General features: G+C 57.6%; 18 protein-coding genes. 6 read left to right on the top strand and 12 right to left on the bottom strand.

Annotated elements, in window-relative coordinates; genetic code table 11:
- Positions 1 to 116: 116 nt before the first annotated feature.
- On the top strand, positions 117 to 359 hold the full coding sequence (locus tag ACR0BD_RS08835) for a CDGSH iron-sulfur domain-containing protein (protein ID WP_480830027.1): 243 nt from the start codon (positions 117 to 119) through the stop codon (positions 357 to 359).
- Here the strand turns inward: ACR0BD_RS08835 and ACR0BD_RS08830 are convergent, their stop codons facing one another.
- The 5 genes from ACR0BD_RS08830 to ACR0BD_RS08810 form a co-directional block, all read right to left on the bottom strand.
- Positions 360 to 617 (bottom strand): DUF6455 family protein, encoded by a 258-nt coding sequence (locus ACR0BD_RS08830; RefSeq protein WP_480830025.1) that lies wholly within the window; start codon positions 615 to 617, stop codon positions 360 to 362.
- Positions 618 to 619: 2 nt separating this feature from the next.
- Positions 620 to 889 (bottom strand): DUF6455 family protein, encoded by a 270-nt coding sequence (locus ACR0BD_RS08825; protein ID WP_480830023.1) that lies wholly within the window; start codon positions 887 to 889, stop codon positions 620 to 622.
- Complete coding sequence (locus tag ACR0BD_RS08820; RefSeq protein ID WP_480830021.1) at positions 889 to 1152, bottom strand: DUF6455 family protein; 264 nt, start codon at positions 1150 to 1152, stop codon at positions 889 to 891. The genes ACR0BD_RS08825 and ACR0BD_RS08820 overlap by 1 nt, the downstream gene beginning before the upstream one ends.
- A gap of 69 nt (positions 1153 to 1221) precedes the next feature.
- Positions 1222 to 1590, bottom strand: a complete 369-nt coding sequence (locus ACR0BD_RS08815) for a YigZ family protein (protein WP_480830019.1) — start codon at positions 1588 to 1590, stop codon at positions 1222 to 1224.
- Positions 1587 to 2294: a M48 family metallopeptidase gene (locus ACR0BD_RS08810; RefSeq protein WP_480830018.1), complete on the bottom strand. Its 708-nt coding sequence runs from the start codon at positions 2292 to 2294 to the stop codon at positions 1587 to 1589. The genes ACR0BD_RS08815 and ACR0BD_RS08810 overlap by 4 nt, the downstream gene beginning before the upstream one ends.
- A 123-nt stretch (positions 2295 to 2417) precedes the next feature.
- On the opposite strand from ACR0BD_RS08810, the gene ACR0BD_RS08805 reads away from it, so the two are divergent.
- The gene (locus tag ACR0BD_RS08805) at positions 2418 to 2657 is read left to right on the top strand and encodes a hypothetical protein (protein WP_480696417.1); all 240 of its coding nucleotides are present in this window, start codon (positions 2418 to 2420) and stop codon (positions 2655 to 2657) included.
- Here ACR0BD_RS08805 and ACR0BD_RS08800 read toward each other — a convergent pair.
- Positions 2654 to 2929 (bottom strand): DUF167 domain-containing protein, encoded by a 276-nt coding sequence (locus tag ACR0BD_RS08800; protein ID WP_480830017.1) that lies wholly within the window; start codon positions 2927 to 2929, stop codon positions 2654 to 2656. The genes ACR0BD_RS08805 and ACR0BD_RS08800 overlap by 4 nt on opposite strands.
- 137 nt (positions 2930 to 3066) lie before the next feature.
- Here ACR0BD_RS08800 and ACR0BD_RS08795 point away from each other — a divergent pair, with 137 nt between their 5' ends.
- Together ACR0BD_RS08795 and ACR0BD_RS08790 are read left to right on the top strand one after the other, a co-directional pair.
- Complete coding sequence (locus ACR0BD_RS08795; protein WP_480830016.1) at positions 3067 to 3645, top strand: nitroreductase family protein; 579 nt, start codon at positions 3067 to 3069, stop codon at positions 3643 to 3645.
- On the top strand, positions 3642 to 4343 hold the full coding sequence (locus tag ACR0BD_RS08790) for an EI24 domain-containing protein (protein WP_480830015.1): 702 nt from the start codon (positions 3642 to 3644) through the stop codon (positions 4341 to 4343). The genes ACR0BD_RS08795 and ACR0BD_RS08790 overlap by 4 nt, the downstream gene beginning before the upstream one ends.
- On the opposite strand, the gene ACR0BD_RS08785 is transcribed toward ACR0BD_RS08790, so the two are convergent.
- Both ACR0BD_RS08785 and mce read right to left on the bottom strand, forming a co-directional pair.
- The gene (locus tag ACR0BD_RS08785; protein WP_480696423.1) at positions 4344 to 4619 is read right to left on the bottom strand and encodes a DUF1467 family protein; all 276 of its coding nucleotides are present in this window, start codon (positions 4617 to 4619) and stop codon (positions 4344 to 4346) included.
- 21 nt (positions 4620 to 4640) lie between these two features.
- Complete coding sequence (gene mce, locus ACR0BD_RS08780) at positions 4641 to 5045, bottom strand: methylmalonyl-CoA epimerase (RefSeq protein WP_480830224.1); 405 nt, start codon at positions 5043 to 5045, stop codon at positions 4641 to 4643.
- A gap of 134 nt (positions 5046 to 5179) precedes the next feature.
- On the opposite strand from mce, the gene ACR0BD_RS08775 reads away from it, so the two are divergent.
- Positions 5180 to 5896 carry a response regulator gene (locus ACR0BD_RS08775; protein WP_480830013.1) on the top strand — a complete coding sequence of 239 codons (717 nt, stop codon included), beginning with the start codon at positions 5180 to 5182 and terminating at the stop codon, positions 5894 to 5896.
- Between the two features lie 185 nt (positions 5897 to 6081).
- Here ACR0BD_RS08775 and aspS read toward each other — a convergent pair whose 3' ends face one another.
- The 4 genes from aspS to ACR0BD_RS08755 form a co-directional block, all read right to left on the bottom strand.
- Complete coding sequence (gene aspS, locus ACR0BD_RS08770) at positions 6082 to 7857, bottom strand: aspartate--tRNA ligase (RefSeq protein ID WP_480830011.1); 1776 nt, start codon at positions 7855 to 7857, stop codon at positions 6082 to 6084.
- Between the two features lie 79 nt (positions 7858 to 7936).
- Positions 7937 to 8560, bottom strand: a complete 624-nt coding sequence (locus tag ACR0BD_RS08765) for a CPBP family intramembrane glutamic endopeptidase (protein ID WP_480696431.1) — start codon at positions 8558 to 8560, stop codon at positions 7937 to 7939.
- A 47-nt stretch (positions 8561 to 8607) separates the two neighbouring features.
- Entirely contained in the window at positions 8608 to 9252 is a 645-nt protein-coding gene (locus ACR0BD_RS08760) for an aminotransferase class IV family protein (RefSeq protein ID WP_480830009.1), read from the bottom strand.
- Entirely contained in the window at positions 9207 to 10334 is a 1128-nt protein-coding gene (locus ACR0BD_RS08755) for an aminodeoxychorismate synthase component I (RefSeq protein WP_480830223.1), read from the bottom strand. The genes ACR0BD_RS08760 and ACR0BD_RS08755 overlap by 46 nt, the downstream gene beginning before the upstream one ends.
- 176 nt (positions 10335 to 10510) lie before the next feature.
- On the opposite strand from ACR0BD_RS08755, the gene carB reads away from it, so the two are divergent.
- Complete coding sequence (gene carB, locus ACR0BD_RS08750) at positions 10511 to 13855, top strand: carbamoyl-phosphate synthase large subunit (RefSeq protein ID WP_480830008.1); 3345 nt, start codon at positions 10511 to 10513, stop codon at positions 13853 to 13855.
- Positions 13856 to 14028 lie beyond the last annotated feature (173 nt).

Here is a 14028-nt window from a genome sequence, read left to right as displayed (position 1 = left end):
AAAAACGTGAGAAAAGCGGACCCTTGCTCTCTTATTGAATTTCGACCGTCACCTAGAGTTTCCGCCGCAATGCCCTAGACTCAGCAAAAGACACAAGCCAAGCACGGAGTAGCCAAATGTCTGACGCCCCAATTATCGCGCAAAAAACCCCCTACCCAGTCGAAGTGACCGAGGGCAAAAGCTACTTCTGGTGTGCATGCGGCCAGTCGAAACGACAGCCATTTTGTGACGGTTCGCACAAGGGTACCGACATTGAACCTGTCAAATACACGGCGGACGCCAGCAAAAAGGTGTTCTTCTGCGGGTGCAAACACAGCACCAAGTCGCCGCTTTGCGACGGATCACATTCAAAGCTGTGATCAGACCTTCAACGCATTCAGCAAGTCTGCGTTTGCACAAAATTCCGGAGCGGCTTCAGACTGCGCTTGCCGCTCTGCCAACCATTCCATGCATTGACCGCTGCAGTTAGCCGCGCGGCAGCGTGTGACCAGTTCGGCATATTGGTCGGCATCCAAGCGCCCGTCTGCCATAGCCTCTGTCAGCGACAGGTTCATGCATTTGGCGACTGACCGGGTCAGCCAAAAATGCTTTTCAACGTCCCCAAGAATATCTCGCACGATCAACCATCCTGCAATTGTTGTTTTCTAAGCGCTGCGAACCGCTTTTGGTTGGGACAGGTATGCGGTGCACATTCGGCAATTTCGTTTTTCTCTAACCAATCCGGGCATTTGGACGCCCAGGCACAGCCTTGGCACGACGTTACCATTTTGGCCCAGTCTTGGTGACTTAGCCGGCCCTTTCGATAAGCGGCCACGACATCTGTGCCCGTGGCTTGACCCATACGCAGCACCAGCCGCAGATGAGTCATGAGTTGCCCAAGCCTTTGCATTACGAGTCGGTGCCCGGGATCAGTGTCGCGAACAAATCCTTATTACGACAATATTCCGGTGTGCTTTTGGACACCGCAGCTTGGTCCAGAAGGCCCTGACAATGGGTAGGGTTCGAACAGCCCGTACAGCGCAGTACGGCGTCCGTAATCTGATCAATCGACACGTCGCCCCGGATTGCCGCTTCTTCCAGGTCTACTCCTACCCGCGTGGCCATTTGGTCGACCAGACCCGCGTGTATCTTCAACGTTCCTTGGCTGGGCATTCGGCATCCTTTCCCTGACACGTTTTTGGAAAGGATAGAGGATGGCGCACCTAAAGCCTTTGACTCAGGTCAAGCCTTGGCACCGATGTGATCCAGATAAGCCCTTGTGGCATCCTGAACGCGACGAAATCTGTCTCCGCCCAGTTTCTTGCCGCCGTACCAACGCGTTACGATAACAAGGTGATCCGACAGCTCGGCACGTTCCAGCATACGCAGAATAACCATTCCGGCCCCTGCCTCTCCGTCATCTGCCTTTAGCCCACCGGTCGGTAGCATTGCCGCCCAAGTGTTGTGCGTTGCCTTGGCGTAGCTTTTGTCGCTTTTCAGCACTTGCAGCACTTTGTCTACATCCTCTCGGGAGGAAACGGGTGCGCCCGAGACCGCATATTTCGAGCCGCGATCGGTTAAGATGACACCAAGTTGCTTGAGCGTGCTCATTGCGTCAGCCCAAGTTGTCGCGACGTTTCGATAACAACTTCGACACGTTTCGCGTTGGGTGGGTGCGTGCTTAGAAAGCTGTCTTCGGGGTCAGGCAGGCGGTCGAAATATTTAGCCCCGATCAGGGGGTTATAGCCCGCTCTGTATGTGATGACAGTTCCCAGTTGGTCGGCCTCAAGCTCAAAATCACGAATGTAGACCTGCGCACCGACACGAGCGCCGAGTTTCTGCGCCTCTTCGACCGCAGCTCCGTCAGCACCGCCTAAACGGGCCAGTTCGCCAAAAATTTTTGCGCTTTCGCTTGCGTTCACCGATTGGCGGGGAATGTGCCGCAGAATGTGATGCGCGGCTTCGTGCCCCATAACAAAGGCCAGTTCGTCATCGTTCTGTGCCGATTCGATCAAAGCCCGGGTGAAGATAATGACGGGTTGATCATTGTCATCCAGCGTCTGAAAAGCATTTGCCTGTGCCTTGGGGTTCAGATCGACCAAAATCGTGAAGTCGCAATTCCTGACCTCTGATCGCCGCACACATTCAGCGCGCGCCTGCTGTCCCACTTTGCGGCTTATCTCACGAAAGGCTTCGGCCTGAACCTGAAAATCGCCCGTCCCCTCCTGCCAATCAGACACGGTTTGAACGCGCAAGGTATCGGCATCGCAAGCCGCCAGCATCAGGAACAGCAAAAGATAAATCAGACGGTGCATGGATTATCCTTAGGCAATGGTCATGCCGTTTTCATGACCATAGCGCGGTCCAATTGGGACTGCCACAGGGTGAATACATCAGAACGGGTTGCAATGCTGTGAATCGCCCTGCACTCTGTTCACATGTTTTCGATTGAGCATGAATTCGACTCGACGATCATTACTCTTGTGGATGAGGGCACAAAGCCTTTGCAAGAGGACGTGGTCATCAACAATTTCGCCGAGTGCGTGACGCTGGAACAATATGACCCGCGTACCGATACAACCCAGAAAATTACCCTGTCGCCAGAGCAGGTCCGGGATTTGGCCGCAGCACTGGATCTGCCAGAAGGCGTGTACCAAATTCACGAAACGCCGGACTAGGGCTGGTAAACGAACAGCTTAACCCGGGAAGTGTGGCCCCGCCTGAGTTCCAATGACAACGCCGGAACGCCCAGCGCCGTCGCAAGAACCTGCTGCACCGCGTTGTTTGCACGTCCATTTTCCGGTTGCGCCGTGACATGAATGCGAATGACTTCGTCTTGGACGAAAATCCGGTCAGCGGCCGCTTTTGGCGTGACTTTCACCTCGAAAACGGCCCCCGGTCGCGCAAGATCACTCAGGTCGGGATAGTTTCTTAGCTTTGGCTTGGCCATCCATGCCCCCTTTTCACCAATCACTCTTGCACGGTCCGACATAGGATGGAATTGATCCCATCAGTCCAGCCGTTTGCCCTTGAATCCTGCCAGACGCTCAACCAGATACAGATTGCCCATGTAAAGGAAATTAACATATGTCCTTAAAGAACCCGGCCGCCCTTGAGTTTCTGCAAACGCGCCGGTCGCGCCCCGCGAAAACGTTGATTGCCCCGGCCCCGACCCGCGACGAGTTAATTCCGTTGCTGACTGCGGCCGCACGCAGCCCGGATCACGGCAAGTTGGAGCCTTGGCGCTTTATCGTTCTGGAGTCTGGCGCGATGCCGCGTTTGTCGTCTTTGACGCAAGAGTGTGGCGAGCGGCTGGGTAAAACACAGGACGAGATTGATAAAGCCCGCAGCCAGTTTGACAAAGGCCAATTGGCCGTTGCGGTAGTCGAGGTTCAAAAACCCTCGCCAAAAATTCCTGCAGTAGAACAGACATACTCTGCCGGTGCAGTCTGCCTTGGCCTTTTGAACGCGGCGCTGGCATCTGGCTGGGGTGCAAACTGGCTTTCCGGCTGGCAGAGCCATGACCGCACCTTCTGTCAAAGCGCCTTTGGGCTTGAGGAAAACGAGCGTATCGCAGGCCTAATCCACATCGCGACAGAGGGCACGAGCCCGCCAGAGCGCCCTCGCCCCGATATCGCCGCGATCACAGAATGGGTTTCCGAATGATCATCCTGAACGCCTTTTTCGCCGCGTTAGGTCAGATCGGCGACCCAAGGTTCAGGGCTGTTCTGCTGCGTGGCGTAGGTCTGACAATTGCCTTGCTGATCGCGGCATGCGCGGTGGCGATCTGGCTGATCAACCGAATGGCTGGCAACGAAATCTCGCTGCCGTTTGTTGGTGCCGTGCCTTGGCTGAATGACGTGCTGAACTACTCGGGCATTTTCGTTGTCTTGATACTGCCCGTATTTTTGATGATGCCGGTCGCCTCGGCAATCATTTCGATGTTTCTGGAAGACGTCGCGCAAGCTGTTGAAGACAAGCATTATCCCAGCTTACCCCGTGTGCCCGGAATTCCCTTCAGCGAAAGCCTGCGTGATGCGCTTGGGTTCTTGGGAGTTCTGATCACGGCGAACCTATTGGCCCTGATCCTTTACGCGATATTCACGCCCTTGGCTCCTTTCATCTTCTGGGCGATGAACGGTTTTCTTTTGGGTCGGGAATATTTCACGCTCGCCGCCATGCGACGCATCGGGCGTGACGGCGCGCGAAAACTACGCGCCAAGCACACCGCTACCATTTGGCTGGCCGGGACGTTGATGGCAATTCCACTGTCGGTCCCGCTTGTGAACCTGGTGATCCCGATCATCGGCGCAGCAACATTCACGCACATCTACCACAAGCTGTCGCTGCAAACGCCGAAGTAATCAGCCGCGCGGTTCCAACTGATTGAGCCAGTCGAAATCACGCACCGAAATCACGCCGGATAGGATAATCCCAGCGATAACAGCCCATAAGACCACTGAGATTCCGGTGGTAATCCACATTTTCTTTTTCATGTGGTGCACTTCCGGGGCCCCGGCATGGGTTCCCGGAACGATCTCTCCCAAATCACCCTGCGTCTTGATGCGGATCGGTAACACGACCAACAACGTCATAAACCAGATGACGGCAAACAGAACCAGTGCAGCAGTGATCGTCATAGCAGCCTCGCTTACGGTAACTTAAACCTGTTCTAGCTCGACTAGGCAGCCGTTAAAGTCTTTTGGGTGAAGAAACAAAACCGGCTTGCCATGCGCGCCGATCTTGGGCTCACCCGACCCCAGCACACGGGCACCGGTTTCTTTCAGATGGTCGCGCGCAGCGATGATGTCATCCACCTCATAACAAACATGGTGAATACCACCTGCGGGGTTCTTTTCCAGAAATCCGTTGATTGGGCTTTCGTCGCCCAGCGGGTACAACAATTCGATCTTGGTGTTTGGCAATTCAATGAACACGACGGTCACGCCATGATCGGGTTCGTCCTGTGGCGCGCCGACCTTGGCCCCAAGGGCGTTGCGGTATTGCTCGGATGCGGCCTCAAGATCGGGTACCGCGATGGCAACATGGTTCAGACGACCAATCATAGAACGTTCCTCCATTCTGCGTTGCGGCGTTTATGGGCGGAGATCGGGAAAAGAACAAGTGCGCCAAATTGCCGTTAACGTCGTGTTAGCCAGAAGTTCCTAGCGTGAGGCATCTGCTGAATAGGAGTTCTGCCATGGACGATTCGAGCCCCTTCGCCTCTCCCGCGCAGCCAACGGCGACGCGGCCGCTGCTGGGACAAACGATTTTGGTTGTCGAAGACAGCCGTTATGCCTGTGATGCCATTCGGCTGATGTGTCTGCACTCTGGCGCACGCATTCGGCGCGCGGATTGCCTTAGATCTGCGCGGCGCCACCTGCAGATCTATCGCCCATCGGTGATTTTGGTCGATATGGGGTTACCTGACGGGTCCGGTGCGGACCTGATCGCGGAACTGTCAGATGCCTCACCGCGGATCGGGGCCATCCTAGGCATGTCAGGCGACGACTATACGCAAAAAGACGCCATGCACGCGGGTGCAGATGGGTTTCTCTCCAAACCGCTTAAGTCGCTTTCTTATTTTCAAAGATCAATCCTGGACAAGCTACCCGACGACCGTCGCCCCAACAGCCTACACGCTGTTCGGGATGAGGTGATCCACCCCGACCCTATGGCGTATCAAGACGACATGGCCCACATCGCGGATATTCTGGCAGGTCCTAACGACCATAAATCCCTGGACTACGCGGCGCAGTTCCTTCGGGGCGTCGCGCGGGATGCTGATGACATCATTCTGGCAGACGCCGCCGGTAAACTGGCAGCCTCGCGCGCGAATGGCACCCCCATTACCGCTCTTGCCGCGCAGGTGGCCGGCATTGTCCAGGCCCGACTGGATCAGCGCGAGGCCATCTGACATGGCGACCGCTTATTTCGTGACCGCCACGTTGCTGAGCGTGTGGATATACCGTCAGACACGCTCAACGGCGCGCGAAATCAGAACAGCGCGTTCGAAATTGACCGACCCTTTGCGGCAAAGCGGGCAAATTCAGGACTAGCAGAACGAAAAAACCCGCTGCGAATTGCGCAGCGGGTTCAGTATCAGTCCTGCGGGATGATCCTTAGACCCAGCTCCATCAGCTGGTCTGAGGTCGGGTCAGACGGCGCGTCCATCATCAGGTCTTCGGCGCGCTGGTTCATCGGGAACATCATAACCTCGCGGATGTTGGCCTCGTCGGCCAGCAGCATCACGATCCGGTCGATCCCCGCAGCGCAACCACCGTGCGGCGGCGCGCCATAATGGAAGGCATTGAAAAGCGCACCAAAGCGCGACTTCACTTCGTCTTCGCCATAGCCTGCCAATTCAAAGGCTTTCAACATGATCTCGGGCTTGTGGTTCCGGATGGCGCCCGAGACCAGCTCATACCCGTTACAAGCCAGATCATACTGATATCCGCGCACGTCCAGCGGATTTCCGTTCAGCGCCTCCATCCCGCCCTGCGGCATCGAGAACGGGTTGTGCTCAAAATCAATCGCGCCGGTTTCCTCGTCCTGCTCATAGATCGGGAAGTCTACGATCCAGGCAAAGGCAAAGCGGTCCTTCTCGGTCAGATTCAATTCCTCGCCGATCACGTCACGCGCTTTACCAGCAACCTTTTCGAAGGCTTTCGGCTTGCCGCCCAGGAAGAACGCCGCATCGCCAACACCCAGACCCAGTTGCTGACGGATCGCCTCGGTCCGTTCGGGGCCGATGTTCTTGGCCAACGGTCCTGCAGCCTCCATCCCCTCACCCTGATCACGCCAGAAGATGTAACCCATGCCCGGCAAACCCTCTTTCTGGGCAAACGCGTTCATACGGTCACAGAATTTGCGGCTACCGCCAGTCGGCGCTGGGATGGCGCGGATTTCGGTGCCCTCTTGCTCCAACAGCTTTGCGAAAATCGCAAAGCCAGACCCGCGGAAGTGGTCGGAGACCACTTGCATTTTAATAGGGTTCCGCAGGTCGGGCTTGTCGCTGCCGTACCACAGGGCCGCGTCCTTGTAGGATATCTGCGGCCATTCCTGATCCACTTTGCGGCCACCACCGAACTCTTCGAACACGCCGGTCAGAACGGGCTGGATCGTGTCGAACACGTCCTGCTGTTCCACAAACGACATCTCAAGGTCCAACTGGTAGAAATCGGTGGGCGAACGGTCGGCACGCGGGTCTTCGTCACGGAAACACGGCGCGATCTGGAAATACTTGTCAAAGCCCGACACCATGATCAGCTGTTTGAACTGCTGCGGAGCCTGCGGCAGCGCGTAGAACTTGCCCGGATGCAGGCGCGAGGGCACCAGAAAGTCACGCGCGCCTTCGGGAGAGGACGCCGTGATGATCGGCGTCTGATATTCGCGGAAGCCCTGATCCCACATGCGGCGGCGCATCGAGGCAACAACGTCCGAGCGCAGGGTCATGTTCTGCTGCATCGCCTCGCGGCGCAGGTCCAGATAGCGATAGCGCAGGCGGGTTTCCTCAGGGTATTCCTGATCGCCAAAGACCATCAGCGGCAGCTCTTCGGCGGCACCTAGAACCTCAAGCTCACGTACGTAAACCTCGACCTCGCCAGTCGGCAGTTTCGGGTTCACCAGCTCAGGGTCACGTGCTTTGACGGAGCCGTCGATACGGATACACCACTCAGACCGCACCTTTTCCAACTCGGCAAAGGCCGCGCTGTCTCCGTCGCACAGCACTTGCGTCACGCCGAAATGGTCGCGCAGGTCGATGAACAGCACGCCGCCGTGGTCGCGGACCCGATGCACCCAGCCGGACAGGCGGACGGTTTCACCGACATTGGCGGCGTTCAGAGCGGCGCAGGTGTGGCTGCGATAGGCGTGCATGGATCATATCCCTTCGGGCGCAGAATTCGTCGCGCCGATACACCCCTTTGGGCCACGAAAGTCAAGGCGGGTATCCCGTTCAAAACGGCCTTTGCACGTTGCCAGAGTAGAAATAGATCCCCAGACCAGCGGCAAAGATGATGTTGCCCGCAATCGCATGCAGTAAAACTGCGTAGAAAAACGACCCTCGTCTGCGATAGGCCCACGCAAACAACAACCCGCCACCAAAGGTCATGATGGCGACGATCCAGCTCCAATACATCAGATGCGCCAATGAAAATACGCTCGCATTGAGCAGGTAAGCCGCTCGACCGTCAGGCAAAATGGAGGCGTAGCGGCGAAAAAACAGGGACCGAAACAACAGCTCCTGCGGCAATGCTGACACAAGCGGGTAGAGCGTCCAGATGACAATCAGAAACTCTGGTCGGTTGCGCAAAAGGAAAAAAGCAGCCCCAGGCCGCGCGATCATCACAAGCGCCGTACAAAATAACGTCATCACGACTGCAAAGATCGCGACCTCGACCCATGACCAATTGCGCCAGTTGTACCGAAGCTCAGCCCATGCAAATCCCGGCGTATGATGTAGCAAGACCATCCCAAGCCCGGTGAATGCAAACAGCGACGAGAACATCCAGCTTGGCGGAAAGAAAACAGCGATCAGGATCGGCGCGACGATGAAAAACAACGCGAATTCGACCCGCAACCGCGTCTGCTGCGGTGCGCTTAGTGCCCAATCATGTCGATTGCTTACTATGTTACCAACTCCACTGGGATCAGGCCGCGTAGGGAATTCCCCACAAAAACCCTTTCTGCATTTCCTAGGTCGGTCAAGGACAGGACGGCTTCGGTAACTTCTTTATTATCAAGCAGCTCTTGGCGCAGAACCCCCGGTAGCAGGCCGCAGGATAGATCGGGCGTCAGCAATGCTCCATCACCCATGTCCAAGAAAATGTTGGTAATCGTTCCCTCACATAGGTGGTCATATTCATTGAGGAACAACAGTTCTTGCACACTGTCCTGCATGTTGGCGCGGGCTGTGTCGTAAATCTCGCGTTGCGTGGTTTTGTGGCGCAGCCAGATGTCTGAAGATTCCAGACGCTGCTTGGCAATCGCCAGATTCCAAAGCGGCGCGTTTTCAGCAAGCGGCCCTGTTGTCACAGCAAACTGGCCTGCGACCGACATTGTCAGCCGACAACGCAATGGTTCACTACCCGCTGCTGTCTCAAGTGTGCTCGCCGCCCTTTCAGTATCAAAGGGCAAGCCCAGCGCAACTGCCGTGCGCTCCATCCGCGCCAGATGCAGTGCGCGGCGCACAAAACCCTGCCCCAGCCGAAAAGCCAGAGTTTCGATCAGGCGGAAGTCAGGGTCATTTGGCGGGCGAAGCGCGCTTTCCATAAGGCCTCCTCATACTCTGACGGGGCGGTGCTGTCCCACACTACCCCACCCCCGACATTGAGTGTGGCTTTACCAGCCTCAACCATCAGCGTGCGGATCGCTACGTTGAACTCGGACCGTCCATCCGGCGCAGCCCAGCCAATCGCACCGCAATAGATATCGCGCGGCCAGGGTTCCAGATCGGCCAGGATTTCCATCGCGCGGATCTTCGGCGCACCGGTAATTGAACCACAAGGAAAAAGGGCTGATAGAATATCGGACAATTCGGCCCCCAAATGCAGCTGGGCCTGCACCAACGAGACCATCTGATGAACGGTGGCGTATGTCTCAACCTTGAAAAGCTCTGGCACTTTCACCGAACCCGGCAGAGCGACGCGGCTTATGTCGTTGCGCAACAGGTCGACGATCATCAGGTTTTCAGCCCGGTTTTTAGCGTCGCTTGAAAGGAATTCGCGGCGGCGTGTGTCCTCAGCGATATCTTCACTGCGGGGTTGGGTGCCCTTCATCGGTCGCGTTTCGATGACGCGATCGGCGTCCGTACGAAAGAACAATTCCGGAGATCGGCTGAGCAGGTCGGGTAAACCATTCTGCTGAACAAAAGCGCCATGACCTACGGGCTGACCGGCAGCAAGCTTTGCGTAAAGGCCAGCACTGTCGCCTTCTACGTCAAGGTCAATGGGAAAGGTCAGGTTGGCCTGGTAGATGTCGCCTGCCCCGATGGCATCGTGCACCTGCCGAAAGGCGCGCGCATATCGCGCCTCGTCCCAGCGTGGTGCAAAACCTGTAACGCCACCACTGGGTTCGGGTAGGTCACTAAGACCCGGCGCATCGTAGACACCGAAACACAACAAAGGCAGGCGGCGGTTCGAGGGCATTCTGCACGCCAAGCGAGGCTCGAGGGCATAGCCCAACTCATAACTGGCATAACCTGCCAGCCATGCCCCTTCGGCGCGCGCCATGTCCAGCGCCGTCAGCGCATGGGGCACATCTTCCGCACGATCTGCGCGGATCACTTTGGCTGGCCGATCGAAACAGGTGCCCGGGCCGACCGGGCCCTGATCAAAACGAATACGCAATTGCATCCCCATTTGCCATGCTGCGCGGTATAGAGATTACGGCGGCAAGTGGAAGAGGAGAAAGCGGCAATTTCATCCCTGTTTCCGATACCTCTTGAACCTTTTTGCGCGGTCCCTATAACGCAGGACAATTTGGGCGCTCGGGGGTGCCCTGACTCGCGAACAATCAAAGGAACGTGGCCATGCCGAGAAGAACCGACATCCAGTCGATCATGATCATCGGGGCGGGCCCCATTGTTATCGGTCAGGCGTGTGAGTTCGACTATTCCGGTGCCCAAGCATGTAAGGCGCTGCGCGAGGAAGGCTATCGGGTCATTCTGGTGAACTCGAACCCCGCGACAATCATGACTGACCCCGGATTGGCAGACGCCACTTATATCGAGCCGATCACCCCCGAAGTCGTCGCCAAGATCATCGAGAAAGAGCGCCCCGATGCCCTGCTGCCCACGATGGGCGGGCAAACCGGTCTGAACACCTCGCTGGCGTTGGAAGAAATGGGCGTGCTGGACAAGTTTAATGTCGAGATGATCGGCGCCAAACGTGACGCCATCGAGATGGCCGAAGACCGCGCCCTGTTCCGCGAGGCGATGGACCGGCTGGGCATCGAAAACCCCAAGGCCGAGATTGTGACCGCGCCCAAGGGTGAAGACGGTAAGAAAGACCTCGATGCAGGTGTCGCGCTGGCTCTGGACACGCTTGAAGCCGTGGGGCTGCCCGCCATCATTCGCCCTGCCTTTACGCTGGGCGGTACTGGCGGCGGCGTGGCGTATAACCGCGAGGATTATATCCATATTTGCCGTTCGGGCATGGACGCTTCGCCCGTTGGCCAGATCCTGATCGACGAAAGCCTGCTGGGCTGGAAAGAATACGAGATGGAGGTGGTGCGCGACACTGCCGATAACGCCATCATCGTCTGCTCTATCGAGAACGTTGATCCAATGGGCGTGCATACGGGTGACTCGATCACCGTGGCACCCGCCCTGACGCTGACCGACAAAGAATACCAGATCATGCGCAACCACTCGATTGCCGTGCTGCGCGAGATCGGGGTTGAGACTGGCGGGTCGAACGTGCAGTGGGCGATCAACCCGGTTGATGGCCGCATGGTCGTGATCGAGATGAACCCGCGCGTGTCGCGATCCTCGGCGCTGGCGTCCAAGGCGACGGGCTTCCCGATTGCGAAAATCGCCGCGAAACTGGCCGTGGGCTACACGCTGGATGAGCTGGACAACGACATCACCAAGGTCACGCCTGCGTCCTTCGAGCCAACCATCGACTATGTGGTCACCAAGATCCCGAAATTCGCGTTCGAAAAATTCCCGGGCTCGGAACCCTACCTGACCACCGCGATGAAATCGGTGGGTGAGGCCATGTCCATCGGCCGCACGATCCACGAATCGATGCAAAAGGCACTGGCCTCGATGGAATCGGGCCTGACCGGTTTTGATGAGATCGAAATCCCCGGCCTGAACGCGGGTGTTTGGGATGAGGCCGACGACAAGGCCGCTGTCATCAAGGCGATCAGCCAGCAGACGCCCGACCGTCTGCGCACCATCGCGCAGGCGATGCGCCACGGTCTGACCGATGACGAGATCTTCGGCGTCACCAAGTTCGACCCGTGGTTCCTGGCCCGTATCCGCGAGATCATCGAGGCCGAGCGTCAGGTCCGCAAAGACGGCCTACCCGTCACCGAGGGCGGCATCCGCAAGCTGAAAATGCTGGGCTTCACCGATGCGCGTCTGGGCAATCTGACTGGTCGCGACGAAGACAACGTTCGCCGCGCCCGCCGCAATCTGGGCGTGAATGCCGTCTTCAAACGCATCGACACCTGCGCCGCCGAATTCGAGGCGCAAACGCCCTATATGTACTCGACCTATGAAGCGCCCATGATGGGCGAGGTTGAGTGCGAGGCGCGGCCGAGCGACCGCAAGAAGGTCGTCATCCTTGGCGGCGGCCCAAACCGGATCGGTCAGGGGATCGAGTTTGATTATTGCTGCTGCCACGCCTGTTTCGCGCTGACCGAGGCGGGTTATGAAACCATCATGGTCAACTGCAACCCCGAGACGGTTTCGACAGACTATGACACCTCGGACCGTCTGTATTTCGAGCCGCTGACCTTTGAACACGTCATGGAAATCCTGACGAAAGAGCAGGAAAACGGCACGCTGCATGGCGTCATCGTTCAGTTCGGCGGTCAGACCCCGCTGAAACTGGCCAACGCGCTCGAGGCCGAAGGTATTCCGATTCTCGGCACCACGCCCGACGCCATCGACCTCGCCGAAGACCGCGAACGCTTCCAGGCACTGGTCAACGATCTGGGTCTGAAACAGCCCAAGAACGGCATCGCCGCAACCGATGAGCAAGCGCTGGAGATTGCCGAAGAGATCGGCTTCCCGCTGGTCATCCGCCCCTCTTACGTTCTGGGCGGTCGTGCGATGGAGATCGTGCGCGATATGGATCAGTTGCGGCGTTACATCAACGAGGCCGTCGTCGTCTCGGGCGACAGCCCTGTTTTGCTGGACAGCTATCTGGCCGGTGCGGTCGAATTGGATGTCGATGCGCTGTGCGATGGCACCGACGTGCACGTTGCGGGCATCATGCAACATATCGAAGAGGCGGGCGTGCACTCGGGTGACTCGGCCTGTTCACTGCCGCCCTACTCGCTGTCCAAGGACATCATCGAACAGATCAAAGAGCAGGCGTTCAAACTGGCCAAGGCGCTGAACGTTGTCGGTCTGATGAACGTGCAGTTCGCGATCAAGGATGATGAGATCTACCTGATCGAAGTCAACCCCCGCGCCTCGCGCACCGTTCCGTTCGTGGCCAAGGCGACCGACAGCGCGATTGCCTCCATCGCGGCGCGTGTGATGGCGGGTGAGAAACTGTCGGCCTTCCCCATGCGCCCTGCGTACAAAGAAGGTCAGGACACCAAGATCGCCGACCAGATGACGCTGGCCGACCCTGATATGCCTTGGTTCTCGGTGAAAGAGGCGGTTCTGCCCTTCGCGCGCTTCCCCGGGGTTGATACCATTCTGGGGCCGGAGATGCGCTCGACCGGCGAGGTCATGGGCTGGGACCGCGACTTCCCGCGCGCCTTCCTCAAGGCGCAGATGGGCGCTGGTATGGTCCTGCCGTCCGAGGGCCGCGCATTTATCTCGATCAAAGATGCCGACAAGACGCCTGCTATGCTTGAGGCAGCTCAGGTCTTGACCGGGCAAGGTTTCTCGCTGGTTGCCACGCGGGGTACTCAGTCTTGGCTGGCAGATCAGGGCGTCGCGTGCGACGTGGTGAACAAGGTTTACGAAGGTCGTCCAGACGTGGCCGATATGCTTAAAGACGGTCAGGTGCAGTTGGTGATGAATACCACCGAAGGCGCACAGGCTGTCGAGGATAGCAAAGCCATCCGTTCGATCGCGCTCTACGACAAAATCCCCTACTTCACGACTGCCGCAGCAAGCCATGCCGCTGCTCTGGCCATCAAGGCTCAAGCGGAAGGCGACGTCGAAGTGAAATCGCTGCAGGGTTAGGACGAAAGCCCAGCCAAAACTCGCTCATGTGATGACCAGAAATAAACGCGTTGTTGACCATAGGTCGGCAACGCGCCCATTCTGAGTGTGTCGAGCAAAAGGAAAAACCCATGCGTGTGTTACTGGCCCTTGCGGCAACGCTAAGCCTTGCGGCTTGCGACGTGCCGTTCATA

It is taken from the genome of Ruegeria sp. G5 (genome assembly GCF_056533365.1).
The sequence above is the reverse complement of the archived record's forward strand: the minus strand, read 5'-3'. Positions and strand labels throughout refer to the sequence as shown.